At 59.6% G+C, this 26,551-nt stretch carries 22 protein-coding genes; 14 read left to right on the top strand and 8 right to left on the bottom strand.

The window, feature by feature from the left end; all coding sequences use genetic code 11:
* Positions 1-29 precede the first annotated feature (29 nt).
* The 3 genes from N5D22_RS04710 to N5D22_RS04700 form a co-directional block, all read right to left on the bottom strand.
* Positions 30-815 (bottom strand): ABC transporter ATP-binding protein, encoded by a 786-nt coding sequence (locus tag N5D22_RS04710; RefSeq protein ID WP_279654616.1) that lies wholly within the window; start codon positions 813-815, stop codon positions 30-32.
* The gene (locus N5D22_RS04705) at positions 815-1,588 is read right to left on the bottom strand and encodes an ABC transporter permease (RefSeq protein ID WP_059759013.1); all 774 of its coding nucleotides are present in this window, start codon (positions 1,586-1,588) and stop codon (positions 815-817) included. The genes N5D22_RS04710 and N5D22_RS04705 overlap by 1 nt, the downstream gene beginning before the upstream one ends.
* 139 nt (positions 1,589-1,727) lie before the next feature.
* The gene (locus N5D22_RS04700) at positions 1,728-2,669 is read right to left on the bottom strand and encodes an ABC transporter substrate-binding protein (RefSeq protein ID WP_279654615.1); all 942 of its coding nucleotides are present in this window, start codon (positions 2,667-2,669) and stop codon (positions 1,728-1,730) included.
* Between the two features lie 203 nt (positions 2,670-2,872).
* Between N5D22_RS04700 and N5D22_RS04695 the strand changes: the two genes are divergently transcribed.
* The gene (locus N5D22_RS04695) at positions 2,873-3,583 is read left to right on the top strand and encodes a YoaK family protein (RefSeq protein ID WP_279654614.1); all 711 of its coding nucleotides are present in this window, start codon (positions 2,873-2,875) and stop codon (positions 3,581-3,583) included.
* 12 nt (positions 3,584-3,595) lie between these two features.
* Here N5D22_RS04695 and N5D22_RS04690 read toward each other — a convergent pair whose 3' ends face one another.
* Positions 3,596-4,114 carry a hypothetical protein gene (locus N5D22_RS04690; protein ID WP_279654613.1) on the bottom strand — a complete coding sequence of 173 codons (519 nt, stop codon included), beginning with the start codon at positions 4,112-4,114 and terminating at the stop codon, positions 3,596-3,598.
* 77 nt (positions 4,115-4,191) lie between these two features.
* On the opposite strand from N5D22_RS04690, the gene N5D22_RS04685 reads away from it, so the two are divergent.
* Positions 4,192-4,830 (top strand): trimeric intracellular cation channel family protein, encoded by a 639-nt coding sequence (locus N5D22_RS04685; protein WP_279654612.1) that lies wholly within the window; start codon positions 4,192-4,194, stop codon positions 4,828-4,830.
* 57 nt (positions 4,831-4,887) lie between these two features.
* Here N5D22_RS04685 and irrA read toward each other — a convergent pair whose 3' ends face one another.
* Positions 4,888-5,307: an iron response transcriptional regulator IrrA gene (gene irrA / locus N5D22_RS04680; protein ID WP_003507276.1), complete on the bottom strand. Its 420-nt coding sequence runs from the start codon at positions 5,305-5,307 to the stop codon at positions 4,888-4,890.
* Between the two features lie 318 nt (positions 5,308-5,625).
* Between irrA and fabA the strand changes: the two genes are divergently transcribed.
* From fabA to N5D22_RS04655, 5 genes are all read left to right on the top strand, one after another.
* Positions 5,626-6,141: a 3-hydroxyacyl-[acyl-carrier-protein] dehydratase FabA gene (fabA, locus tag N5D22_RS04675; protein ID WP_003507274.1), complete on the top strand. Its 516-nt coding sequence runs from the start codon at positions 5,626-5,628 to the stop codon at positions 6,139-6,141.
* Positions 6,142-6,216: 75 nt separating this feature from the next.
* On the top strand, positions 6,217-7,440 hold the full coding sequence (gene fabB / locus N5D22_RS04670) for a beta-ketoacyl-ACP synthase I (RefSeq protein ID WP_279654609.1): 1,224 nt from the start codon (positions 6,217-6,219) through the stop codon (positions 7,438-7,440).
* A 6-nt stretch (positions 7,441-7,446) separates the two neighbouring features.
* Positions 7,447-8,253 carry an enoyl-ACP reductase FabI gene (gene fabI, locus N5D22_RS04665; protein ID WP_279654608.1) on the top strand — a complete coding sequence of 269 codons (807 nt, stop codon included), beginning with the start codon at positions 7,447-7,449 and terminating at the stop codon, positions 8,251-8,253.
* A 191-nt stretch (positions 8,254-8,444) separates the two neighbouring features.
* Positions 8,445-9,041 carry a pilus assembly protein gene (locus tag N5D22_RS04660; protein WP_279654607.1) on the top strand — a complete coding sequence of 199 codons (597 nt, stop codon included), beginning with the start codon at positions 8,445-8,447 and terminating at the stop codon, positions 9,039-9,041.
* Positions 9,038-9,631, top strand: coding sequence for a pilus assembly protein (locus tag N5D22_RS04655; protein ID WP_279654606.1), 594 nt, complete (start codon positions 9,038-9,040; stop codon positions 9,629-9,631). Before N5D22_RS04660 ends, N5D22_RS04655 begins: the two co-directional genes overlap by 4 nt.
* A 24-nt stretch (positions 9,632-9,655) precedes the next feature.
* Here the strand turns inward: N5D22_RS04655 and N5D22_RS04650 are convergent, their stop codons facing one another.
* The 3 genes from N5D22_RS04650 to N5D22_RS04640 form a co-directional block, all read right to left on the bottom strand.
* Positions 9,656-11,422, bottom strand: coding sequence for a sulfite reductase subunit alpha (locus N5D22_RS04650; protein WP_279654605.1), 1,767 nt, complete (start codon positions 11,420-11,422; stop codon positions 9,656-9,658).
* Positions 11,419-16,920 carry a glutamate synthase-related protein gene (locus N5D22_RS04645; protein ID WP_279654604.1) on the bottom strand — a complete coding sequence of 1,834 codons (5,502 nt, stop codon included), beginning with the start codon at positions 16,918-16,920 and terminating at the stop codon, positions 11,419-11,421. Before N5D22_RS04645 ends, N5D22_RS04650 begins: the two co-directional genes overlap by 4 nt.
* Positions 16,921-17,327: 407 nt before the next feature.
* A complete protein-coding gene (locus N5D22_RS04640) occupies positions 17,328-18,650 on the bottom strand; it encodes an MFS transporter (RefSeq protein WP_279654603.1) in 1,323 nt (440 codons plus the stop codon).
* Between the two features lie 305 nt (positions 18,651-18,955).
* Between N5D22_RS04640 and cyoA the strand changes: the two genes are divergently transcribed.
* The 7 genes from cyoA (at position 18,956) to N5D22_RS04605 (ending at position 26,485) form a co-directional block, all read left to right on the top strand.
* On the top strand, positions 18,956-20,029 hold the full coding sequence (gene cyoA / locus N5D22_RS04635) for a ubiquinol oxidase subunit II (protein ID WP_279654602.1): 1,074 nt from the start codon (positions 18,956-18,958) through the stop codon (positions 20,027-20,029).
* 76 nt (positions 20,030-20,105) lie between these two features.
* Positions 20,106-22,109, top strand: a complete 2,004-nt coding sequence (gene cyoB, locus N5D22_RS04630; protein ID WP_279654600.1) for a cytochrome o ubiquinol oxidase subunit I — start codon at positions 20,106-20,108, stop codon at positions 22,107-22,109.
* A 6-nt stretch (positions 22,110-22,115) separates the two neighbouring features.
* Entirely contained in the window at positions 22,116-22,742 is a 627-nt protein-coding gene (cyoC, locus tag N5D22_RS04625; RefSeq protein WP_279654599.1) for a cytochrome o ubiquinol oxidase subunit III, read from the top strand.
* On the top strand, positions 22,742-23,137 hold the full coding sequence (cyoD, locus tag N5D22_RS04620) for a cytochrome o ubiquinol oxidase subunit IV (RefSeq protein ID WP_279654598.1): 396 nt from the start codon (positions 22,742-22,744) through the stop codon (positions 23,135-23,137). The genes cyoC and cyoD overlap by 1 nt, the downstream gene beginning before the upstream one ends.
* A 277-nt stretch (positions 23,138-23,414) precedes the next feature.
* Positions 23,415-24,176: an SURF1 family protein gene (locus N5D22_RS04615; RefSeq protein WP_279654597.1), complete on the top strand. Its 762-nt coding sequence runs from the start codon at positions 23,415-23,417 to the stop codon at positions 24,174-24,176.
* 114 nt (positions 24,177-24,290) lie between these two features.
* Positions 24,291-25,511 carry a phosphopentomutase gene (locus N5D22_RS04610; protein WP_279654596.1) on the top strand — a complete coding sequence of 407 codons (1,221 nt, stop codon included), beginning with the start codon at positions 24,291-24,293 and terminating at the stop codon, positions 25,509-25,511.
* Positions 25,508-26,485, top strand: coding sequence for an adenosine deaminase (locus N5D22_RS04605; protein WP_279654595.1), 978 nt, complete (start codon positions 25,508-25,510; stop codon positions 26,483-26,485). The genes N5D22_RS04610 and N5D22_RS04605 overlap by 4 nt, the downstream gene beginning before the upstream one ends.
* Positions 26,486-26,551: the final 66 nt, after the last annotated feature.

Here is a 26,551-nt window from a genome sequence, read left to right as displayed (position 1 = left end):
CTTCCATCCTCCCCTTTTTGCCGGATTGACTATCCATGGACAGCGGCGGCAATCGCCTCGCTGCGTATTTCCTCCGTAAGCTTTGCCCGCAGCTCGGAAAATTCCGGGCTGGCCTTGACCGTGTAATGACGCGGATGCGGCAGGTCGACCGGCGTAATCGATTTGATGCGGCCGGGCCGCGCGGACATGGTGACCACACGCGACGCCATGAAAACCGCCTCCTCGATATCATGGGTGACGAAAATAACAGTCTTCTGTTCCCGCTCCCAGATGCCGAGCAGCAATTCCTGCATCAGCCCGCGCGTCTGGTTGTCGAGGGCGCCGAAAGGCTCATCGAGCAGCAGGATTTTCGGGCCGTTCGCCAGGGCGCGGGCGATGGCCGTTCTCTGCTGCATGCCGCCGGAAAGCTGTTTCGGCCAATGGTTCTCGAAACCGCGCAGACCGACCTTGTCGATATAGCTGTCGACGATATCCCATTTTTCCCTTTCGGCAACGCCGCGTTCGCGCAGGCCGAAGGCGACGTTTTCGCGGATCGTCAGCCAGGGAAACAGGGTATAGGACTGGAACACCATGCCGCGATCCGCCCCCGGTCCCGCCACCGCCTTGCCGGACAGAAGCACCTCGCCCGTCGTGGGGCGGTCGAGACCGGCGATGATGCGCAGCAGGGTCGATTTTCCGCATCCCGATGGGCCGAGGATGGTGACGAAATCGTTTCGGGGGATTTCCAGATCAGTCGGCTGCAAGGCCAATGTCGGCTGCCCGCCCTGAACGCCCGGAAACGTGCGGCTCACGCCTTTGATAACGAGTTCGCTCATCAGGCAAGCCTCCAGGCGAAAAGCTTCCGGTTCAGCGATTTGAACGCGAAGTCCGAAATAAGGCCGATAATGCCGATGACGATGATGCCGAAGATGATCTGGCCGGTCGCCATCAGCGCCTGGCTGTTGATGATCATGTAACCGATGCCCGAGGAGGCGCCGATCAGTTCCGCAACGATGACATAGGTCCAGGCCCAGCCAAGAACGAGGCGGAGGATTTCGGCAATGTCAGGCGCATTGGCTGGAATGAGGACACGGCGCACCACACCCCGATCCTTCGCACCAAGCGTGTAGGCCGCCTCCACCAGATCCCGTCTTGTGCCGGCGACAGCCACGGCCACCATCAGGATGATCTGGAACACCGCGCCGATGAAGATCACCAGCAGCTTCTGCATCTCGCCGATGCCGGCCCAGAGGATGAGGAGCGGCACAAAGGCGGAAGCCGGCAGATAGCGCGCGAAGGAGACGAAGGGCTCCAGCAGCGCCTCGATAGGCTTATAGGCTCCCATGGCGATGCCAACAGGCACGGCAATGAGCGATGCCAGCACGAAACCGCCCACCACGCGCCAGATCGTCATGCCGATATCACTGGCAAAACCCTGATCGGTGAGCAGATAGATGCCGTCCTTCAGCATGGTGATGGGGTCGGCCAGAAAGGTCGGCGACACGAAACCGCCCAAGGTGGCAAAGCCCCAGGCAGAGAAAAACAGCACGAAGAACAGGATGCCGAGAGCAATTCTCGTGCTGTTCCTGATGGGTTGAAGAGGTTGCATTCTGTCGCCTGTCCGCAAAACCGGCGCGGCACTTTCGCCGCGCCATCGGAGCGCCAGCGCCTCTCGTGACGCACAATCGACGCTCTAAAATTATCTCTGGCGGCAATATTCCCCCGCAGGAAATGCAGCCGACTTTTGGTTACTTGATGAAAGTTGTATCCGCGAGCGTCGAAAGATCGGGCTTCGACTTTATCACGCCGATTTCGAGAAGCAGATCGGCCGATTTTTCGGAAAAGGTCTTGAATTCACCCTCGAAAAATTTCTGGTTGGCGGCCTTGTCCTGCCATTCGAGGAACTTTGCAGAAGCGGCAAAGGCTTCGCCGGTCTGCTTCACATCCGCCCCCATTGTCGCATAGGACTTTTCAGGGTCGGCCTTAATGAGGTCGAGAGCCTGGAAATAGCTGTCCGCCAGGGCTTTCGCCGCCTGCGGATTGGCCTTGAGGAAGTCCGGCGTGCAGCCGAACGTATCCATGACAGCGGGGTAATCCAGTGTCGTGGCGAGAATCTTGCCCTTCTCGGGCGCAGCGCGCACGGTGGAAAGATAGGGCTCATAGGTCATGGCCGCATCGTTCTGGCCGGCGACAAATGCCTGTGCAGCCGGACCCGGCTCAAGGTTGACGACCTTCACGTCCTTCAGGGTCAGACCGTTTTCCTTGAGGATCCAGGCAAGGAAGAAATAGGGCGAGGTGCCCGGTGCTGACGCGGCAATCGTCTTGCCCTTCAGGTCCGCGACCTTGGAAACATCGCTGCGCACCGCAATGCCATCCGCGCCGTGCGACTTGTCCATCTGGAAAATCTGCGTGGATTTCACGCCATTGGCGTTCCAGGCGATCCAGGTCTCCACCGTGGTGGCGGCGCACTGGATATCACCTGATGCAAGGGCCAGATGTCGGCTGGCCTGCGGTATCTTCTTGATATCGACCTTCAGGCCGTTCTTTTCAAAAATACCCGCCTGCTTGGCAAGTGTCAGCGGTGCGAAACCGGTCCAGCCGGACATGCCGATGGTGACGGACGTTTCGGCATAGGCGGAAGCGGATGAAACAAGCGCTGCAACGGTGGCGAGAACCCACGTTTTTTTCATGATCTGAACCCCTTTGATTTATTTTTGTGCGATGTTGTTTTTCGCTTTATTTGGGGCATCGTAGGCAGGGATTTTATATTTGTCTAGACAAAATAGAGACTTCCGGGCGCCTCCGGAAAGATTGCAAACGGGCCCTCCGGCATTCTAGACATAGGATGGCGCAGCCCACGTATGCGCCCGCTGTTTTCCATATCGAGCTTTCCATGACCAGACAGAGACGTCGCAACATCATCAGGGCACGGCGCACCGGAACCGGAATCGCACTGGTTGCCGCCATTTCCTTCATAGCCGGCATGACGGATGCGGTGGGCCTGCATATTTCAGGCGATTTCGTATCCTTCATGACTGGCAATACCACGCGTGCCGCCATGTCGATGGAAGATGGCCTCTATTCCCATGCCGCGAAACTGCTTTTCGCCATCGTCGCTTTTGTGGCGGGCAATGCTGGCGGTATCGTGGTGGCGCACAAGTTCGACCGGCGCATTTTTGCGGTTCTGACAGCGGTGGGATTGCTCATGGTGATTGCCGCACTGCTCGGCGACGGGACTTCCGCTCTGGCGCAGTTCTACCTCGTCGTGTTCGCAATGGGCATGGTCAACGCCGCCGTCGAGCACATTGAGGGGCTGCCGATCGGGCTCACCTATGTGACGGGCGCCCTTTCCCGCTTCGGCCGCGGCATCGGCCGTTTTCTTCTCGGCGACCGGAGCCTCGACTGGGGCATCCAGATCGTGCCCTGGCTCGGCATGATCAGCGGCGCGATCTGCGGCGCCGTTCTTGGCGCCACGCTGCAGTCCAATGCACTCTGGGTGGTTGCGGCAGCCGTTTTCGCCGTCGCCATCGCCACCCTCGTCATTCCGCGCTCGCTTCGACAGCGCTATAATCAGAGAGTCAAAATCCGGCGTATCGCGCCGTGAGCATACGCGTCGTCACTTTCGCGAGATGGTGACGAATTTCGTACCGCGCACCCGCACCGTCATCAGGCAGGGTTCCTTATCCGTACGCTCGCAATAGCGCGGATGCATCTTCAGCACGAAGACCATGTTGCCGAACCGCTTGATGAAATCGTAGCCGTAGATCCGGGCCGTCGCGATCATCAGGTAACCGCCCTCTTTCACCTGGACGTAGAAATTGTAGGGGCAACCCTCGTCGTCGCAGCTGCGGCCCTTTTCGCCATCGCAATCCAGAACACCGTGATTGACGACGGCGTCCATCAGACCATCATTGTTGATATCCAGCCGCGTGACGAAATCATCGCCGAAGGCCGCCACCTTGCACTCGTTGCGGAAATGGTCCTTCTCATAGATCTCCGGGTCGTTCACCAGCTGCTGCTGCGCCGAGAGCGCCACCGGAAACATCAAGAGAACCAGCGCCTGAAGAGCGGCAACGAGAGCGATTCGCACGGCATTTTCCTTTGCATCCGTTTCGGTTATGGATGTTGCGATCATCCGGGCGGCCAGCCTAGAGTTTAGTGCTTGCGCGACACTGACGTGTTCGCAGCACGTATTTCCGGGGGGACCTTTTCATGACGCTTCTTGGTTTTCTCGATTATGCCGGTGTCGCAATCTTTGCGGCAACAGGGGCGCTGGCCGCCTCGCGCAAGCAGCTCGACCTGATCGGCTTCCTGTTCTTTGCAGCCGCAACCGGCATCGGCGGCGGCACGGTGCGCGATCTCGTGCTGGGCAGAACACCGGTGTTCTGGGTGATAAACCCCACCTATATTCTTGTCTGCGTCTCGGTTGCGGTCCTGCTGTTCTTCACCGCGCATCTTTTTGAATCCCGTTACCGGGTATTGATCTGGCTCGACGCGCTCGGCCTTTCCTCCTATTGCGTCATGGGCGCAGCCAAGGGTCTGGCCGCCAGCGGCTCCGCGACCGTCGCCATCGTCACCGGCGTTCTGACGGCGACATTCGGCGGTGTGCTGCGCGATATTCTCGCCGGAGAGCCCTCCGTATTGCTGCGGCCGGAGATCTACATCACCTGCGCGCTCCTGGGCTCTTCCACCTTCATTGTCGTCTATTTCCTCGGCGCGCCGCTTTATGCCGCATCAGCCGCCGGCGTGCTGACGGCCTTCGGCATCCGGTCCGGCGCGCTAATATTCGGCTGGACGTTCCCGCCCTACAAGGCCAAGCCGGGCAGACGGCCGGAAGATGTCATGAAGTGAAATAGAAATGGCGCCCACGGGCGCCATTCTCACATCCGTCATCGGGCAAAAGAAGCTTCAGCCGCGCTTGCGGCGAAGGCGGATGACCACGTCGACATGGGCGATTTCCATGCCCTCGGGCGCTTCCGGCAGATTGTCGATCTGGAGATTGTTGACGGGGATATCGAGAACCTCGTTCTCGCCCTCCACGAAAAAGTGATGGTGATCCGACACGTTTGTATCGAAATAGGTGCGTGCACCTTCCACCGCGAGAACACGGATCAGGCCGGCTTCGGTGAACTGGTGCAGCGTATTGTAAACCGTGGCGAGAGAAACGGGCACACCGGCGGTAACCGCCTCGTCATGCAGTTCCTCGACCGTCAGGTGGCGATCGCCCTTTGCGAACAGAAGATCGCCCAAAGCCACACGCTGGCGCGTGGGCCGCAGCCCCGAGCGCCGCAGCCTCGTTCCGATATCCAATGTGGCGTCAAATGCCATGCAATCCCATTCCAAAACAGAGGTATGAAACTTACCAATTGCATTAGCATATATCTTTTGCGGCGAGTGCTTTCAATAGTTTCGGCGTGGCTTAGGCGCGGCAAATGGCGGCAAACCGGCCATTCCTGCAAATTTCCTCTGGTTCCTGCCGGATGGTTCCTGTATGCGGACGGCATATTGAGGTAATGACTTCTGCAAAGAAGGTTCGAAGACAAAGAATGAGGCCGGAGCGGCCTCTGCCCTTGCAGCGCTTCATTTTGAACCTAACTTGCTCTAGTGAAGTCGATCAACACCAGTAACTGGGGAAGTGAAAGCGGTATGGCAACGAGGCAATCAAGTTACAATTACGAGGAGATCCTGTCCTGCGGTCGCGGCGAACTGTTCGGCCCGGGAAATGCACAGCTCCCATTGCCCCCCATGCTCATGGTTCACCGCATTACCGAAATTTCCGAGACGGGCGGCGCTTTCGACAAGGGTTTCATCCGCGCCGAATACGATGTCAGCCCCGATGACTGGTATTTCCCCTGCCACTTTCAGGGCAACCCGATCATGCCGGGCTGCCTCGGCCTCGACGGCATGTGGCAGCTGACCGGTTTCTTCCTCGGCTGGTTGGGCGAAGAAGGCCGCGGCATGGCGCTTTCCACCGGCGAAGTGAAGTTCAAGGGCATGGTTCGCCCTCACACGAAGCTCCTTCAATATGGTATTGATTTCAAGCGCGTGATGCGCGGGCGTCTGGTGCTTGGCACCGCCGACGGCTGGCTGAAGGCGGACGGCGAAACCATTTATCAGGCGACAGACCTGCGCGTAGGCCTGTCGAAGGAAAAGGCTGCCTGAGGCAGACGGAATAGTCCTGACAAACGCCGGGCGGCTTCGGTCGTCCAGCCGAAATCTTAAGAAAAGGTCCCTTTCATGAGACGAGTTGTTGTCACCGGCCTCGGTATTGTTTCTTCCATCGGCGGTGATGCCGCTGAAGTCACCGCATCGTTGCGCAATGCCAAATCCGGCATTTCATTTTCGCCGGATTTCGCCGAACACGGTTTCAAATGCCAGGTCTGGGGCAAGCCGTCTCTCGACCCGACCGATCTGGTCGACCGCCGCGCCATGCGCTTCCTGTCGCAGGGCGGCGCGTGGAACCATGTGGCCATGAAGCAGGCGATCGCCGATTCCGGTCTCGAAGAGAGCGACATCAGCGGTAATGAGCGCACCGGCATCATCATGGGTTCGGGCGGCCCCTCCACCCGCACCATCGTCGAAGCCGCAGACATTACGCTGAAGAACAACAGCCCGAAGCGCATCGGCCCCTTCGCCGTGCCGAAAGCCATGTCTTCCACCGCTTCGGCCACACTTGCCACCTGGTTCAAGATCCACGGCGTCAACTATTCCATCTCGTCCGCCTGCTCGACCTCGGCGCATTGCATCGGCAACGCCGCGGAAATGATCCAGTGGGGCAAGCAGGACGTGATGTTCGCGGGCGGCCATGAGGATCTCGACTGGTCCATGTCCAACCTCTTCGACGCCATGGGCGCCATGTCGTCCAAATATAACGAGACGCCGAGCGTTGCCTCGCGCGCCTATGACGTCAACCGCGACGGTTTCGTGATTGCCGGTGGCGCAGGCGTGCTGGTTCTTGAAGAACTGGAACATGCTAAGGCGCGCGGTGCGAAGATTTACGCCGAAATCGTCGGTTACGGCGCGACCTCGGACGGTTACGACATGGTGGCTCCTTCCGGTGAGGGCGCGATCCGCTGCATGCGGCAGGCGCTTTCCACCGTCAAGGGCGATATCGACTACATCAATACCCACGGCACCTCGACGCCGGTTGGCGACAGCAAGGAAATCGGCGCGATCCGGGAAGTCTTCGGCGACAAGATCCCGCATATCCAGTCGACCAAGTCGCTGACCGGTCATTCGCTGGGTGCCGCCGGCGTGCAGGAATCGATCTACGGCCTGTTGATGATGCAGGAACGCTTCATCGGCGAAAGCGCGCATATTTCCGAACTCGATCCGGAATTCACAGGCGTTCCGATCGTTCGCAGCCGCATCGACAACGCCAAGATCGACACCATCCTTTCCAATTCCTTCGGCTTCGGCGGCACCAACGCCACGCTCGTCTTCCAGCGTCATAACGGATAATTGCCCATGAACGGCATCATGCAGGGTAAACGCGGCCTCATCATGGGCGTCGCAAACAATCACTCGATCGCCTGGGGCATTTCCAAGGCGCTTGCGGCACAGGGCGCGGAACTGGCCTTCACCTATCAGGGCGAAGCGCTCGGCAAGCGTGTAAAGCCGCTCGCCGCCGAACTCGGCTCCGATTTCATCGTGCCGTGCGACGTCGAGGATATCGCCTCGGTCGACGCCCTCTTTGCAACGATCCGCGAAAAGTGGGGCTCGCTGGATTTCGTCGTGCACGCCATCGGCTTTTCCGACAAGAACGAGCTGAAAGGCCTTTACGCGGATACGACACGCGACAATTTCAGCCGCACCATGGTCATTTCCTGCTTCTCGTTCACGGAAATCGCCAAGCGCGCCGCCGAACTGATGACCAATGGCGGCTCGATGCTGACGCTGACCTATAATGGTTCGCAGCGCGTCATTCCGAACTACAACGTCATGGGTGTCGCCAAGGCGGCTCTCGAGGCGTCCGTGCGCTATCTCGCGGCCGATTACGGCCCGCGCGACATCCGTGTCAACGCCATCTCGGCCGGCCCGGTCCGCACGCTGGCGGGCGCCGGCATCTCGGATGCACGCGCGATCTATGCCTGGAACCAGAAAAACGCGCCGCTGCGGCGGACGGCGGATATCGACGATATCGGCGGGTCGGCGCTTTATCTGCTGTCGAACCTGTCACGCGGCGTGACCGGCGAGTGCCACTACGTGGATTGCGGCTACAATATTACCTCCACGCCCACGCTGGAGGTCCTGTCCAAAGCGGATGCGGAGTAAGCGCCCGTTTTTCAGTTCCAACAAGAGCCCGGCCGATGCGCCGGGCTTTTTATATTATGGACCGTATCAATTTCGGAAATCACTAAAGTATAATTCATCAGAGTAACAGAATTTAAACATCGGGGTGGTTATGGTCCGCAACAATTCAACGGTTGCGCTTGGCGCATATTCTTAGAGATCGACACCGCCTCATGCGACTGGCCAGACTGAAGCCATTGCTGGAAAAATTCGGGTTCTCGCGCGACGGGACAGCGGCCATCGAATTCGCTATCCTCGCGCTTCCTTATTTCCTCGTCGTCTTCGCGATCATCGAGACCTTCATCGCCCTCATGGCCGAACAGGTTGTCGTGAACGCCACCGAGACCATGTCGCGGCGGCTGCGCACCGGACAGATCAGCAACTCGATTTCGAAAGAGGACTTCAGAAGAAGCTTCTGCGACGAAGTCTCGGTGATGATCACCTGCTCGGCGGATGAAATCCAAAAAGAACAGAAGCTCTATATTGACCTTCGTTCCTTTACGGCCTTCAAGGACATTCCGAAGACGATACCCCTCAAAGCCTATGGCGAATATTACGATCTCGATACGGCCCAATTCGGCTTCAAGCCGGGCGGACCGGAAACCATCAACATGTTGCGCGTCTATTATCGCTGGCGTGTGGTCGCCGATATCATTCGCCCATACCTGACCAAAGTTCGCCCGGCCGATGGATCGATGCCGTCACATTTCCTCATCGTCGCGACCAGTGCGTTCATGAACGAGAAATACACTACAGGCGGGGGCTCATGATGACAGGGCTGATGTCCGTTGCTGCAAACGGCAAACGACGCTTCGTCGCGCTTGTTTCACGTTTTTCCAGAGATCGCCGGGGCGTGGGCGCGGTGGAATTCGCGATCGTCTTCCCGATTTTGCTGGCGCTTTATCTGACCTCTTTCGAATTGACGATCGGCTACAATACCTACAAGCGCGTAAGCAGCGCCGCAGCTACGATCAATGACCTGATATCGAAAACAGGCTCCGTCGACAAAACCTACCTCACGGGCATGCAGGATGTCGCGACCGCGGTCTTTGCCCCCTACAGCACCAAGGGTCTGCAGCTGAAGATCAGCGGCATCAAGGTCGACGCGCAAAAACAGGCAAAAATCACCTGGTCCTGGGATGAGAAAAATCTGAGACCCTATGCCGTGGGATCATCGGTCACCGTTCCCGCCCGCCTGCTCATAGAAAACAGCTTCCTGATCCACGTCGAACTTTCCATCCCGCATGAATTGCTGATGTTCATGCCTGATGTCACCTCGTCCGGGGCGAGATCGATCACGATCGGCCGGGACTATTTCTTCAAGCAGCGCGACGCCGAGACCGTCTGCACCAATTGCTGAGCTGATCGGCGCTTCGGCGGCCCATCAATAAACGTCGCGCAGATAGCGTTTTTCGCGCTTCAACCGGTTCACATAGTTGCTTGCCGCTTCGGCGGAAATGCCGGCCTCATCGCTGATGATGCCGTGCAGGGCATCGTCGACATCCTTCGCCATGCGGGTCGCATCACCGCACACGTAGAAATAACCGCCCTCTTCAAGCCATTGATAGAGCGCCTTGCCGTTCTGCCGCATGCGGGTCTGGACATAGATCTTCTCCGCCTGATCCCGCGAGAAGGCGAGGTCGAGGCGTGTCAGCACACCATCGCGGCTCATGTCGCCAAGCTCGTTTTCATAGATGAAGTCCGACTGCCGGTGCTGATCGCCGAAAAACAGCCAGTTCTTGCCCTTGGCGCCGCGCGCCTGCCGTTCCTGCAAAAATGCCCGGAAGGGCGCGATGCCGGTGCCCGGTCCCACCATGATAACAGGCGCATCATTGTCCTGCGGCACACGAAACGCCTTGTTCGGCGAGACGAAAACTCCGGCACTCTGGCCTGCCTCCACCCGGTCGGCGAGATAGGTGGAGCACACGCCGCCGCGCTCACGGCCCTCGGCGCGATAACGAACGCTGGCAATCGTCAGATGCACGCTGTTTTTCGCAACCAGAGGGCTGGAGGAGATGGAATAGGCCCGGTGCTGCAGCGGCTTCAGAAATGTCACGAATTCAGCAACATCAAACAGCGGCTTGCCGCCGAGATTGACGAGGTCGAAAATATCCTTGCTCCAGAGAAAGGCAGCCAGTTGCTCCCGGTCCCCATTCGCCAGGATGTGGCTGAGCTCCTCATGCCCCGCCCGCTTGCCGATTTCGGTGACGAGTTCGCGCGAGGGCGTCGATATCTCGAACATGTTGAGAAGCGCATCGCCGACCGATCGATCCAGCCCAGTGATCTGGCTGTCTGCGGCCGCTCCGAAGTGTTCCAGCAGCGCGCCGGCCAGTTTCGGATCGTTCAGTGGCACGACGCCAAGAGCATCACCCGCCTCATAGTCGAGGCCGCTTTCGCCGAGATCGAATTCGTAGTGGCGAATTTCCTTGGACGAGCCGGGACCGGACAGGCGGCGATTGACGCTTACCTCGGCTGAATAGGGATTTTTGCGGTTCCAGCCCTGTTTTGCCCGCATGGTCGGCTCAGCGACATCAAGCATGACAGCTGTCGCATTGCCGCCATCGACGGCAACCGCGAGTGGCAGGGTCTCGCCGATCCACGCGGCGGCCGCATCCTCGAAGTCGATATCGCAATCGATACGCGTCTTCATCCGCTTGCCGCCGAGTTGTTCGAACCGCGTATCGATAAGCTTGCCCGCCTGGCAGAAACCGTCATAACCGGTATCACCGAGCGCAAGCACGGCAAAATTCATCTCGTCCAGACGCGGCGCGCTGTCAGCGGCGAGCGCTTCCCAGAAAAGCTGCGCATTATCAGGCATTTCACCTTCGCCATAGGTGGAGGTGACGACAATGACCCGCTTCATGGCACCGAGACTGTCCATGGAGACATCATCAAGTGCCGTCACGACTGGCTGCATGCCCTGCGCACGGGCGGCGGCGGCGATATCCATCGCCAGGGCCTCGGCATTGCCGGTCTGGGTGCCGAAGAGGATGTTCAGCACATTGGCCGCCGCTTTGGGAGCGGCAGCGGCAATCGATGTCTCCAGACCGATGGCGACGCGGGAATGGAGCCCCGCCAGAAAACCGGAAAGCCATGCGCGCTGATCACCGTTGAAGGGCGCATCCTTGGGAATATAAGGTATCTTCATCATGCTGCCCTGTGGCTGGATGCGGTGGCGAGGTCGGGAATGGCGCGGGCTGCGAAAAGCTCCTCAAAGCCCGGCAGACGGCCGATCTTCTCGATGTTTTTCCGGTTCTGCTGAATGATCCAGCCATAGGTGCCGGGGCTGTCTACCGACCAGATGTTCCGGCGCGCCAGCGCCTGCTTGTAGTCGTCAAGCCGCTTGGCGGCGATCATCACCGCAAGCTGTTCATCGCTATGGTCCGAAAGCGCCTCGCGCGCATATTTCAGCAGCCGTTGCATCAGCGCATAGTCTTCCGTGAGGATGAGATTGCGCACGGCTTTTTCGATGGCGGGATCGGAGGGACCCGACGCCATCGGCAGCCGCTGCAGGGCGATGGCCTGCGCCATGCTCAACACCGTGTAGTTGTTGATGAGCGCGTACATGTCTTCCGTATCCGTCTCACCATAACCCGGCACTGTCCCGTTCAACACGGACTTGCGGTCGCGATAGGCCAGCTTGAACTTACGCAGCTGATGCGCGGCAAGTGCGGACGCCAGCTCCTCGAGCAGCTCCTTGCGGGGCTTGGCTTTGAGAATTTCGTCGCTGTCCTGATAAAGCAGCAGGGCGCGCGGCATACCGTAGACGAAATTGTGCTGCTCGCTTTCCCAGTTTTCCAGAAGCCACGCGGCCTTGGCCGAGCCAGTCTCCGCAACATGCCAGGTCAAAAGCTGATGAATGGCCTGATTATGGATGGCGGCCTGCTCATCCTCACCGGTGATCGAGCCGAGCAGGATGGAATCATGGCTGACCTTCTTCGGCAGATCACCATAGGGATCATATTGATAAACGAAGCCGCCGCTCATGCCGTTACCGAAACCCTTGCCGAAACTGCCAAGGTTCAGCACCGCGCCATTGGTCATGTATTCGCAGGCGAAATCACCCACGCCTTCGACGACGGCAGTAGCGCCGGAGTTGCGCACTGCGAAACGGTCACCCGCCTGCCCTTCCACGAAGGTGCGACCGCCGGTGGCGCCGAACAGCGCGAAATTGCCGACCAGCACATTGCCGCCCGCCTCCTGCGAACCGCCGCCGGGAGAACGCACGACGATGGTGCCGCCGCAGGCGCTTTTGCCGACACCGTCATTGCAGGTGCCGGTATGGACCATGACCATGCCGTCATTGCAGAAAGCGCCGAAAGACTGCCCGGCCGAACCTGACGTATCGATGCGCACCGAACCCGCCTCAAGGAAACGGCGACCACGGCTGTCCCGCTTCACGGCCGGCAGCGCATCCGCCTCTTCATCGGAAAGTTCGTGGTTCAGCATGCGCTCGATATCGACGGCAAGCTGGCCGCCGACGCTCTTGTTGCAATTGTTGAGGAAACGATTGCCGCCAAGCTCGATGTTCTGCCGCTTGCTGTCGACCAGCGCCGAACGCACGAGTTCGATGAAGGCATCGTCGAGCGCAAAGTCCTTTTCCATATAGACCGGACTGTCGATCTTCACCTCTTCGACCACGGCAAGCATGGCCCGGAGGTCAAGCTGGCCAACACTCGCCGGATGATCGAGAAGGTGAAGAAGATCGGAACGGCCGCGTGCTTCCCGCAGCGAGCGCAGCCCGAGTGCGGCCAGAATCTCGCGCGTTTCATGGGCGATGTTCATGAGATATTGCGCCAGCGCCCGCGGATCGCCGTTGAAGGCTTCCTGATTGGTGGTGAGACCGGCCGGGCACTTGATGTTGCAGTTCTTCGCCATGACGCATTTCAGCATCATCAGCGCCGTGGTGCCGAATTCGAAGCTGTCGCCGCCGAGGAGTGCTGATTTCACGACGTCGCCCGCCGTCTGGTGCGCGCCGGAGCAGCGCAACAGCACCTTGGCGCGCAGGCCGGTGGCGCAAAGCGCCTGATGCACTTCGGCTATGCCGATTTCCGCCGCGCGGCCGGTATATTTCAGACTGGTGACAGCCGCCGCACCCGTGCCGCCCGTATTGCCGGCGACATTGATGACATCCGCACCCGCCTTGGCGACGCCGACCGCAATCGTGCCGATGCCTTCCGACGAGACCAGCTTGACGATGACGCGCACACGCGCCGCCTTGGCGTCGTGGATGAGCTGGGCCAGATCCTCGATGGAATAGGTATCGTGATGCGGCGGCGGTGAGACGAGTTCGACGCCCGGCGTGCCGCCACGCGCGGCGGCGATTTCCACCGTCACCTTGGGAGACGGCAACTGCCCGCCCTCACCCGGCTTTGCGCCCTGGCCGATCTTGATCTCGATTTCCTCCAGCATCGGATCGGCAAGATAACCGGCCCAGACGCCGAAACGGCCGGAGGCGAACTGCTTGATGCGCGATGCGCGGATGGTGCCATAACGGGAAATATGCTCGCCGCCTTCGCCCGAATTCGACATGCCGCCGACCATGTTGGTGCCATGCGCCACCGCCTCATGGGCAGCGGCGACCAGCGCGCCATGGCTCATCGCGCCCGATGCGAGTGTCCTGGTGATCTCGCTCGCCTTCTGCACGGCATCGAGCGGAATGCTTGTCGGTGCTGTGCGGATGAGCGACAGATAGGCGAAAGCCTCGCCCTTGGCCTGAACCAGAAGCGCGCCTCCTTCCAGCCAATGGCCGGGAATATCCGCGCCGAAACGGTCGAGCAGCGACTGGCCGAGTGCGGCAAGCCGGGCAAGCTCATGACCGTGCGGGCCGGTCAATTGCAACCGGAAGGCGCCTTCGCCCGCTTCCTCGCAGCGCAATCCGCGCACCATGAAGCTGTTATTGCCCTGCCGGGAAAAACGTCCCATTTCCCGACGGAATTCTTCTGCGGAACCGGCGAATGTCACATCGGCGGGCAGTTCCAGAACATCGCGCAGGGCGGCGGGGCGGCGCGCCCTTTCCTCCGCCATCATACGGGCGAAGGAACGGTAACCGGGTGTCACCTCGAATGCGTCGATGGCTTCAGGCGTCAGCCGGTCGAAGCTGTTGTGGTGATAGGCCGCATCGTTGAGACCGAAGGCGTCTTCCAGCCGGTTGAGCGGCAGGAGGCGCAACGCCTCCTCGTTTTCGGTTCCCTTGTCGAAACCGATCTTTTCTTCCGTCATATCCACGAAACCGCGTACCGCCGTCGTGCCATAGGAATGGCCCGCACCTTCGGCGCGTTCCTTGAAGAGGCCGAGCAGCGGTATGTCGTTTTCACCCTTCACCGACAGCGCCTTGCGGTGCCAGTCCGCCACCGCCTGCGCGATGACAGCGAAGTTGACGCCACCGACGGGCGTCTTCACATTCGGGAAGTAGCGCTTCAGCACCGGATCATCGGTATCGAGAAAGTTCGGCTCGAAAAACTCTCCACCGATATAACTTTCCGCCGTGCACAGGCCCACCTTGCCCATGGTCTTCATCAGCGACTTTTCAGCCGCCTTGGCAAAACGCTTGAAGGCCTTGTCGGCCTCGGCCCCGAATTTCTCCTCGGCGCGGAACTGCACGCCAAGCGGATAGACGGCCGAAGCGCCGAAACCAAGGCTCGCCGCTATGTGATGCGAAGAGGAAAACTGACCGCTTTCGACGATCAGCGAAACGCGCAGCCGCAGGCCTTCCTCGATCAGCCGCTGATTGATGGCGGAGACGACCATGATCATCGGCAAGGCCGCGCGGCCTGTCGAAACATGCCGGTCGGTGATGACGGCAATGCCGCCCTCCTCCGCCGCGAAAGCCGCGACCTCATCGCAGAGACCATCAATTGCCTGCCGCAGAGCGGCTTCATTGGCATCAGCAACATCGAAGACCGGCGAATAGAGCATTTCGAAACGGCGAAGGGGCGTCTCCGACTGTTCACGAATACGCAGCATATCGAGATGGGTCAGGATCGGGGAGCGCACGACGATCTGGCGGGCCTTGCTTGCGCCGCTGTTCGGCTTCGCACCGAGGGCCACACGCAACGTCATGCCATCGGCTTCACGAATGCTGTCGAGCGGCGGATTGGTGACCTGCGCGAAGCGCTGCGAGAAATACTTCGCGACGCCGCCTTCCTGATCGGACAGCGCGTTGATGGCATTGCCATAACCCATCGCCGAAATCTTTTCAGCGCCGGAGGCCAGCATCGGGTCCATCAGGAACTTGAAGCTTTCCTGATTATGCGAATAGGCGACATAACGCTGGTGCCGTTCCAGATCTCCATTGTAGCGCAGCGGCGAGCCCTGTTTTTCCGCCGGCACTTCCGGCAGATCCTCCAGCATGACACGGGCTTCGCGCAGCAGGGACGGATAGTCGCGGCGCGAGGCGAGCAGTTCCAGCGCCTCGACGGTGGAAAAGGCGCGGCGCCCCGCATGGTCGTAATAAAGCATGCCGCCCGCCTCGATGCGGCCGCGACGGATGACGCTTTCCGCCGGAAAGGCGATCTGCCCCGCCTCCGACATGACGCAGAGATAATCCTCCGTCTCGACGGTGCGCAGCGGCCGCAGACCGAGGCGATCGAGACGTGCGCCGATGATGGTGCCGTCGCCGAAGATCAGCGCGGCCGGGCCGTCATTCTTCTCCTCATAGAGCGAGAAATACTCCAGCATCGCCTTGACGCCGGGTGACAGGGTATCGTCGTTTTCCCATGCCGGCGGCATCATCGAAACCACGGCTGTGACGAGGTCGAGACCATCCTCCATCACCCGCGCCTGCAGGGTCTGGTCCAGACGGCAGCTATCCGACTGGCCTTTCGGCCTGACAATGCTGGCATTTTTCGCCAGCGCCACGGCCGCTTCCGACAGGCGGTTCTTCTTGTCGGTGTTCAGCTCGCCATTATGCGCCATCAGGCGGAAGGGCTGCGCCATGGAAGGATGCGGATCGGTGTTGGTGGAAAAGCGCGTGTGAAAATACATCGTATGCACTTCATGACGCGGGTCGGTGAGGTCACAGAAATAGGGCATGACCTCATCGGAGTTCAGACGCCCTTTCAGAACCTGCGTGCGGGCGCTGAGCGACAGTGGATAAAAGCCCGCGAGTTCCGGCACCGTATAGGCAAGCGCCTCGATGGCGAGGAGCGCCTTGTGGATTCGCCAGTCGAATTCGGCGGGGGTTGCGCATTCGGCCGGAGCCGAAAAGACCCATTGCCGGATCGGCAGCTGGTAGGGGATGGCGGCGGGACGGATGGCTTCATCATTCACCGGCACATCGCGGACCAGCAGGACTGAAAAGCCCTGCTCTTTAAGGGCGTTTGCGATGATACCGACAGCCTCGCCGTGGAAAGCCGGATTTTGCGGCAGGAAAAAATTGCCGACGCCGAACCGGCCGGCCTGCAAGCCGTCCTCACCGGTCAATTCCCGAAAAAAGGAGAGCGACAAATCCAGCGACACGCCGGCGCCGTCACCAACACCTTCCGCCGACATGCCGCCGCGATGCGGCACGGCACAGAGCGCCTCGTGGCCGCGCTTCAGCACATCATGCGTCTGCACGCCGTCCTTGCGGGTGATGAAACCGACGCCGCAGCTGCTTTTTTCAAAAGCCGCATCGTAAAGGCCGAATTTTTGCTCCGTCACGCTCAAGGCACTCTCCTCTCGTTGCGCATTTCGCGCGGCGTCACCCTCTTTCCCGAAATCCGGCGCGTCAGCCGGCACTCTGCGGGCGGAGCCGCAGGCGACCTGGCTGCTCCTCTTTTTTCTGCTTATCGGCGTTTAATGGCGCGAACGGTCGTTTTGCGGCCGTCAAACGGCTTGGCGGCGACGGCCGCTTTTTCACAAATAATGATCGTCGTCGTTCGCATCGCGTTCCCTGGTGGCCGGTTTTCCCAGCGGTGAGACATGCTAAATTATGTCAGTATTGCTTACATAATATTTCATGATCCATCGAGTCAAGATTAAAATCGGCCCGACGCAATAAAAAAACAAAAACGCCGCTAAATCCGACAGGATTCCGCGGCGCGATGGCTGCAAGGATTGTTAAATTACCCAGATCACTCCGATGGCATGTCCAGCGTTCGGCTGAACCAGAGGGCGATCAGCGTGCAGAGCGCGCCTGACATCAGGTAAATGCCGACCGCGAAAAGGCCGAATTTGGACGAAAATCCGAGGGCGACGAGCGGTGCGAAACCGGCACCGATCAGCCACGAAATATCCGAGGTGAGCGATGCGCCGGTATAGCGGTATTCACGGCTGAAGCGGGAGGCGAGCGCACCGCCCGCCTGGCCAAAGGACAGGCCCAGCAACGAGAAGCCGATCAGGACGAAGAGATAGCGGCCGATATCGCCCGAATTCAGGAGAACCGGCGCCACGAGGCTGAAGAGGCCGATCAGCGCGGCCGCGATGGCCAGAAGCTTCCGTCGCCCTATCCTGTCGGCCAGAATGCCTGATATCACGATCATGCCGCCGGCGATGATGGCGCTGACGAATTGCACAAACAGGAAGTCCGAGACACGCTGGTTGGTGTTGAGCGAAACCCAGCTCAGCGGAAAGACCGTGACGAGATGGAAGAGTGCAAAACTTGCCAGCGGCACGAAAGCGCCGGTGACGACCACCGGAAACTGCGAACGCAGCATTTGGAACATAGGCCGCGGTTCCAGCTCATGCTGTTCCAGCATGGCCTGGAATTCCGGCGTCACGATCATGCGCAGACGGGCAAAAAGCGCCAGAACATTGAGCGCCAGCGCCACGAAGAACGGGAAACGCCAGCCCCAGGCGAGGAATTCCGCATTGGAAAGCTGCGTCACGAAGACGATGAAGAAAGCGCTGGCGAGGCCGAAGCCCATGGCCGCACCGATCTGCGGCATCATGGCGTACCAGCCGCGCTGCTTCTGCGGCGCATTCATGGCGAGCAGCGAAACAAGGCCGTCCCATGCACCGCCGAGCCCAAGGCCCTGACCGATGCGGAACACCGCCAGAAGACAGGGAGCGAGCATGCCGGCATCCGCGTAAGACGGAAGAAAGCTGATCGCCATGGTGGAGCCACAGAGCGTGAAGAGAGCCGCCATCAGCTTGACGGCGCGGCCGAATTTTCGATCGATCTGGAGGAAGATCAGCGAGCCGATCGGCCTTGCGATAAAGGCCAGCGAGAACACCGCGAAGGAATAAAGCGTGGCCGTCAGGGGATCGACGAAGGAAAAGAAGACATGCGGAAAAACGAGCGCGGAGGCGATGGCATAGATGAAAAAGTCAAAGAATTCTGTCATTCTCGCAAGAATGACCGCAATCGTGATGCGATCCGGATCGACCTTGGCGGGACCAGCCCCATTTGCCTCCGGCGCCTGCCCAAAGGATGGAGCAGCATTCGTATAACTCATAATATCCCTCCTGCGTCATGGACGAACCATTTCCTGTAACGCGCGGGCTCCTCATCCGTTGCGTTACGATGCGACGGATTGTCACACGCACCCTACGTAACGTCAATTGAAGTTTGACAGAAAGACTTGCTCAGCCGGCGGGCTATGCGATAATGCAGCCGCTCCGCCTTCAAACGCAGCTCTGCCCGTTACATGGTGCATCGCGAAGGTTTCGCTGCACCGCGACAATATACCTCATTTGAAAAATGATGTTCGGCAATTATTCGCGGCATAATCCAAACTGTACGAGTTCAGAGAACGTGCGCATGATCAAAAAAATCCCATCCGCCCTTCTGGCTATTCCGGTATTGCTGCTGCTCAGCGGCTGTAACCTCGTGGTCATGAATCCTTCGGGCGACGTCGCCATCCAGCAGCGCGATCTCATCATCACGTCCACGGTTCTGATGCTGCTGATCATCGTTCCCGTCATTGTCCTGACGCTTTTCTTCGCGTGGAAGTATCGCGAATCGGCCAAGGCTGAGGATTACGATCCCGAATGGCATCACTCCACGCGCCTTGAAATGGTGATCTGGTCGGCTCCCGTCGCCATCATTCTGATGCTCGGCACGGTGACCTGGATTTCCACCCACCGTCTCGATCCCTATCGCCCGCTGGAGCGGATCGACGAGAACCGTCAGGTGACCGCCGAAACCAGGCCGATCACGGTCGAAGTGGTGGCCATGGACTGGAAGTGGCTGTTCTTCTATCCCGAACTCGGCATCGGCAGCGTCAATGAATTCGCCGCGCCGGTCGATGTTCCGATCAATTTCAAGATCACCGGCACGACCGCGATGAACTCCTTCTTCGTTCCCGCACTCGCCGGCCAGATCTACGCCATGGGCGGCATGCAGACCAAGCTGCACGCGGTCATCAACAAGGAAGGCGTCTATGACGGCTTCTCGGCCAATTTCTCCGGCCCCGGCTTCTCGCATATGCGCTTCAAGTTCCATGGCCTCAGCCAACAGGGCTTCGACCAGTGGGTGGCCAAGGCAAAAGAGGGCGGCAAGGGCTTCGGCCGGCAGGAATATCTTGAGTTTGCCAAGCCGTCCGAGCGCGAGCCGGTGCAATATTTCGCCTCTGTCGACCCGGAACTCTACAACGCCATCCTCAACCGCTGTGTCGAACCCAACAAGCTCTGCATGCGCGACATGATGCATATCGACGCCAAGGGCGGCGGCGGCAAGGAAGGCATCGATATCGCCAAGGCGCTGAACTCCGTCGTCTGCACGCCGCTTGCGCCTTACGGTGTCGCCAGCGGTCCCCAATCCACTCCGGCTGCGATCGAAGGTCAGACTTTCGAACCTGCGGCGCTGCCGGAAACCAAACAAGTCGCTGGCTGACGGATACGTCCCGGCATTATGCGGCGCGGCCAATGGCTGCGCCGATCTTATGTCTTAGAATCGCAAGAGGCTAAAAATGATCGTCAATTCCGATCAAACGTCGTTCCTGTTCGGGAAGCTGACATGGGAGTCCATCCCGCTTCACGAGCCCATTCTGGTCGTCACCTTCGCGGCCGTGGCTCTGGGCGGCCTCGCCGTCGTCGGCGCCCTCACCTATTTCCGCCTCTGGGGCTATCTCTGGAATGAATGGCTCACGAGCATCGATCACAAAAAGATCGGTATCATGTACATCATTCTGGCGCTCGTCATGCTGCTGCGCGGTTTTGCCGACGCGATCATGATGCGCGTCCAGCAGGCGATCGCGTCGGGCGGATCGGAAGGTTACCTTCCGCCGAACCATTACGACCAGATTTTCACGGCCCATGGCGTCATCATGATCTTCTTCATGGCCATGCCGATGATCACGGGTCTCATGAACTTCGTTGTGCCGCTGCAGATCGGCGCCCGCGACGTTTCCTTCCCCTTCCTCAACAACTTCTCCTTCTGGATGACCACGGCCGGCGCCGTCATCACCATGATCTCGCTGTTCGTGGGTGAATATGCGCAGACCGGCTGGCTCGCTTACCCGCCGCTTTCCGGCATCGACGGCAGCCCGGGGGTCGGGGTCGATTATTACATCTGGGGTCTGCAGATCGCCGGGGTGGGAACGACCCTATCGGGTATCAACCTGATCGTGACGATCATCAAGATGCGCGCGCCTGGCATGACCATGATGCGCCTGCCGATCTTCGTCTGGACGTCGCTGTGTTCGAACATCCTGATCGTGGCCTCGTTCCCGATCCTGACCGGCACGCTCGCCCTTCTCACCCTCGACCGCTACGTTGGCACGAATTTCTTCACCAACGATCTCGGCGGCAATCCGATGATGTATGTCAACCTCATCTGGATCTGGGGCCATCCCGAAGTTTACATTCTGGTGCTGCCGGCCTTCGGCGTCTTCTCGGAAATCGTCTCGACCTTCTCCAACAAGCGCCTCTTCGGTTATGCCTCGATGGTATACGCCACGGGCGTCATCACCATCCTCGCCTACATCGTCTGGCTGCACCACTTCTTCACCATGGGTTCCGGTGCAAGCGTCAACGCTTTCTTCGGCATCACCACGATGATCATCTCGATCCCGACGGGTGCCAAGATCTTCAACTGGCTCTTCACCATGTATAAGGGCCGCATCAAGTTCGACGTTCCGATGCTGTGGACGATCGGCTTCATGATCACCTTCGTCATCGGCGGCATGACCGGCGTTCTTCTCGCCGTTCCGCCGGCGGACTTCGTGCTGCACAACTCGCTGTTCCTCATCGCCCACTTCCACAACACCATCATCGGTGGCGTCGTGTTCGGTGTGCTTGCGGGTATCGTCTACTGGTTCCCGAAGGCCTTCGGTTACCGCCTCGATCCTTTCTGGGGCAAGCTGTCCTTCTGGTTCTGGTTTATCGGCTTCTATTTCGCCTTCATGCCGCTCTACATTCTCGGCCTGATGGGCGTGACCCGCCGTATCAGCCAGTTCGAGGACACCTCGCTGCAGATCTGGTTCGTGATCGCGGCCTTCGGCGCCCTCCTCATCGCGCTCGGCATCGCCTCCTTCGTCATCCAGCTCATCGTCAGCTTCCTCAAGCGCGACCAGCTGCGTGACGTGACCGGCGACCCCTACAATGGCCGCACGCTGGAATGGTCGACGTCTTCGCCGCCGCCCGCCTATAACTTCGCCTTCACGCCTGTTATCCATGATGTCGACGCCTGGGCGGATATGAAGAAGCGCGGTTATGTCCGTCCGCTTGAAGGTTACATCCCGATCCATATGCCGAAAAACACCGGTGCGGGCGTGATCATCAGCGCCATCAGCGTGGTGCTCGGTTTCGCGCTGGTGTGGCACATCTGGTGGCTTGCAGCTCTCTCCATGCTCGCCATCATCGCGGTCTCGATCGCCCATACCTTCAACTACAATCGCGATTATTACATTCCGGCTTCCGACGTTTCGACGGTCGAAGCGGAACGTACCAAGCTGCTCGCGGAACAGGCGTAACGGAATATGGCTCATACACCTGCACAAGGCGTCGACGGCGCTGAACCACCGGTCTTCTACCTGAAGGAAGACCACCACCCGGAAAACGGCACCTCGCTGGGTTTCTGGCTCTACCTGATGAGCGACTGCCTCATCTTCGCGACGCTGTTTGCCACCTATGCCGTTGTCGGCCGCAACTATGCGGCCGGTCCTTCGGGCGCCGACCTGTTTGACCTCAAGCTGGTGGCGATCAATACCGGCTTCCTGCTCTTTTCCTCCATCACCTATGGCTTCGCCATGCTGGAAATGGAAAAGCAGAAGGTGAAGGCGACGCTCATATGGCTCGGCGTCACCGGCCTCTTCGGCCTCGCCTTCCTCGCCGTCGAACTTTACGAGTTCTACCACCTGATCGCCGAAGGTGCAGGCCCGCAGCGTTCGGCCTTCCTGTCCGCCTTCTTCGCGCTGGTTGGCACGCACGGTCTGCACGTCACCTTCGGCATCATCTGGCTCGTCACGCTGATGTTCCAGGTCGCCAAGCATGGCCTGATCGCGGCAAACAAGCGCCGCCTGATGTGCCTTTCAATGTTCTGGCACTTCCTTGACGTCATCTGGATCGGCGTCTTCTCCTTCGTTTACCTCATGGGAGTTCTTTGATGAGTTCCGAAGCACACGCACATCACGACGCGCATGGCGACGACCATCATCACCATGATGGCGCCAGCCATGGCACCTTCAAGAGCTACATGATCGGTTTCGTCCTGTCGGTCATCCTGACAGCGATCCCCTTCTGGCTGGTCATGGGCGACGTCCTCGAAAACAAGACCCTGCTGGTCATTACGATCATGGGTCTCGGCGTCATCCAGATCTTCGTGCACATGATCTACTTCCTGCACATGGATACCAAGTCCGAGGGAGGCTGGACCTTCATGGCGCTGATCTTCACCGTCGTGGTGCTTTTGATCACGCTCTCCGGCTCGCTCTGGGTCATGTACAACATGAACAAGAACATGATGCCGCTGCACATCGAAGACGTGAAGAACCTGCCCTGAGCAGCAGAGACCTACGGCCTGCCGGGCTTCCGGCGGGCCGCCTTCGCATAACACATAACCCCATGAATCGTGGTGCGATTTATGGGGTTATTTGCTGGAAGAAGCGCATGCGGGTGCTAGAGTGTTTTCGCTTTTCTTCGAATCGTGAAAACACTCTAACTCTTTGTTTTGGCGCATTTCCGGACGGAAAACCGGGTTCCACTTTTCCTGGAAGTGCTCTAGGAAACCCGCCAAAGCAGACTGGTTTCTGCCGGGCGCGCTTCGCAAGGACCGTGACATGAGCCAAACCACATCCCATAATCGGCGCATCCGCCCTGCGGCCATCGTCGTCCTGCTCCTGACCGTTGTACTGACGGGCCTGCTGCTGGCGCTCGGCACGTGGCAGGTCAAGCGCCTTTCCTGGAAGCTCGACCTGATCGAACGTGTTGAGGCCCGCGCCCATGCCGATCCCGTCGACGCCCCTGCCGCCGGCGAATGGCCCGCACTCGGCGATCCCGCGGACTACGAATATCGCCGTGTGAAACTGTCCGGCACCTTCCTCAATGACAAGGAAGTTCAGGTTTATACGGTTACCGATCTCGGTCCTGGCTACTGGGTGTTGACCCCGCTCAAGCGCAGCGATGGCTCCACGGTCATCGTCAATCGCGGCTTCGTGCCGTCCGACAGGCGCGACCCATCCTCGCGCCGGGAAGGCGAACCGGCCGGAAACGTCGAAATCGTCGGGCTGATGCGTGCGCCTGAAACCGGCGGGCTTTTCCTCCGCACCAACGATCCCGCAAACGGACGCTGGTATTCCCGCAATATTCCGCAGATATCGCAGGCATCCGGGCTTTCCGAAGCTGCACCCTTTTATGTCGATGCGGATGCGACACCCAATCCGGGCGGCCTGCCGGTCGGCGGCAAGACCATGCTGAGCTTCCCCAACAACCACCTCTCCTACGCCGTTACGTGGTATATTCTGGCGGCGATGGTGGTGGCTGCGGGGTGGTATGTCCTGCGAAACCTCAACGCACCCAAATCGAAACGGGGCGAAGATTGAGCGGCCGGTTTTACCGGATGGTTCATAAAAGCACTTCCTTCTTCACGTTTTGCTGATCTATAACGACGGTTCGGCCTGACATTGCCCGTCGGCGCAATTTCGTTTCGGTGAGTTATGGCAAGAGCATTTCTTCTCGTTCTGGATTCCTTCGGCGTCGGCGGTGCGCCTGACGCGGAGCACTATGGCGATCTCGGCGCAAATACGCTCGGTCATATCGCGGAGTTCTGCGCGGCAGGCGCTGCCGATAAAGCAGGACTTCGGTCTGGCCCGCTAAAACTGCCGAACATGTGTTCACTTGGCCTCATGGAAATCGCGAGGCAGGCAAGCGGCGACATTCCCGCCGGCATGGAGCCACCCGAGCGCATTTTTGGCCTGCATGGCTCCGCCAGTGAAATCTCCAAGGGCAAGGACACGCCTTCCGGCCACTGGGAGATCGCCGGCACACCTGTCACCTTCGACTGGGGATATTTCCCGACGGAAGGCGACGCCTTTTCGCCGGAACTGGTGGAAGCGATCTGCAAGGAGGCCGATATTCCCGGCATTCTCGGCAATTGCCATGCCTCCGGCACCGAAATCATCGCCAGGTTCGGCGAAGAGCATATCAGAAGCGGCAAGCCGATCTGCTACACATCTTCCGATTCCGTCTTCCAGATCGCCGCCCATGAGACGCATTTCGGTCTCGCGCGGCTCATTGCGCTCTGCGAGACGGTGCGCAGGCTGCTCGATCCGCTGAATATCGGCCGCGTCATCGCCCGCCCTTTCATCGGCGAGACGGCAGCGACTTTCGAGCGTACCGGCAACCGGCGTGACTTCTCCGTCCTGCCACCTGAACCGACCCTGCTTGACCGCCTCGTGGAGGCAGGACGCAAGGTACACGCCATCGGCAAGATCGGCGATATCTATGCGCATCAGGGTGTCTCGCGCGTCATCAAGGCCAATGGCAACGCCGCCCTGATGGACGCGACCCTGCAGGCCATCGACGACGCGCAAAACGGCGATCTCGTCTTCACCAATTTTGTCGATTTCGACATGCTTTATGGTCATCGTCGCGACGTTGCCGGTTATGCGGCGGCGCTCGAGGCCTTTGACGCCCGCATTCCCGAAATCCATCGCAAGATGGCGCCGGGCGACATCGCCCTTCTCACCGCCGATCACGGCTGTGATCCCACCTGGCGCGGCACGGACCATACACGGGAACGGGTGCCGATCATGGCATTCGGCCCCGGCGTCCGTTCCCGTGATGTCGGTATTCGTTCAAGCTACGCCGATATCGGCGAAAGCATCGCCCACCATCTTGGTATAGAGGCCGGTTCTCACGGCAGGAGCTTCATTTGACATCGCATTTGCTGAAAGCGGAAATTCACTGCCACATCGAAGGGGCGGCGGCGCCTGCCCTCGTTGCCAAGCAGGCGGAAAAATACGGCATAGACACGAGCGGCTTCCTGCGCGACGGCCAATATGTCTGGTCGGATTTCGCCGAATTCATCCGGTGCTACGACGCGGTGGCACAGGTGTTCAAGACGGATGAGGACTATGCGGTTCTGACCGAAACCTATCTGACCGAACTTGCTGAGGCCAACACGATCTACAGCGAGCTGATCATCTCGCCCGATCACGGCGACCGCATCGGGCTAGGTGCTGACGCCTATCTCGCCGGCATTGCCGAAGGCATCAGGGTTGCGAAAGAAAAGACTGGCATCGAAACCCGTATCATCGTTACCGGCGAGCGACATTTCGGCCCGGAGCGGGTGATAGCGGCTGCCGAATATGCGGCGCGGGCCCGGCATCCGCTGGTGACCGGCTTCAACATGGCGGGTGAAGAGCGCATGGGCCGGGTTGCCGACTATGCCCGCGCTTTCGATATCGCCCGCGATGCAGGTCTGGGCCTGACCATCCACGCGGGTGAAGTTTGTGGTCCCGAGAGTGTTGCCGATGCGCTCGATCTCGTCAAACCGGCACGCATCGGCCACGGCGTGCGCGCTATCGAAGATGCCGGCCTCGTCGCCCGACTGGTCGAAACGGGAACGGTTCTCGAGGTCTGCCCCGGCTCGAATATCGCCCTCAATGTCTACCCCGATTTCGCCAGCCACCCGCTGAAAGCCCTGAGCAATGCCGGGGTGCGCGTCTGCATCAATTCTGACGATCCGCCGTTCTTTTTCACCTCGCTCGCCCGCGAATATGCGCTGGCTGCGGACGAATTCGGCTTCAGCGATGCCGAGATCAACCGCATGACCCGCACCGCACTGGAATGCGCCTTTGTGGACGAGGCAACGCGGGATCGCCTGCTTGCCAGACTGGATCGCAGCTGAGGTGGTTGTTGGCAGGGTAAAACCGCGAAGAAGACTTGCGAAAAGCGCGCTTTCGGTGAATTACAG

The sequence above is a fragment of the Agrobacterium sp. GD03872 genome, from assembly GCF_029840625.1.
Taxonomy (GTDB): Bacteria; Pseudomonadota; Alphaproteobacteria; order Rhizobiales; family Rhizobiaceae; genus Agrobacterium; species Agrobacterium fabrum_A.
This window is presented reverse-complemented; position numbering and strand designations above follow the sequence as displayed.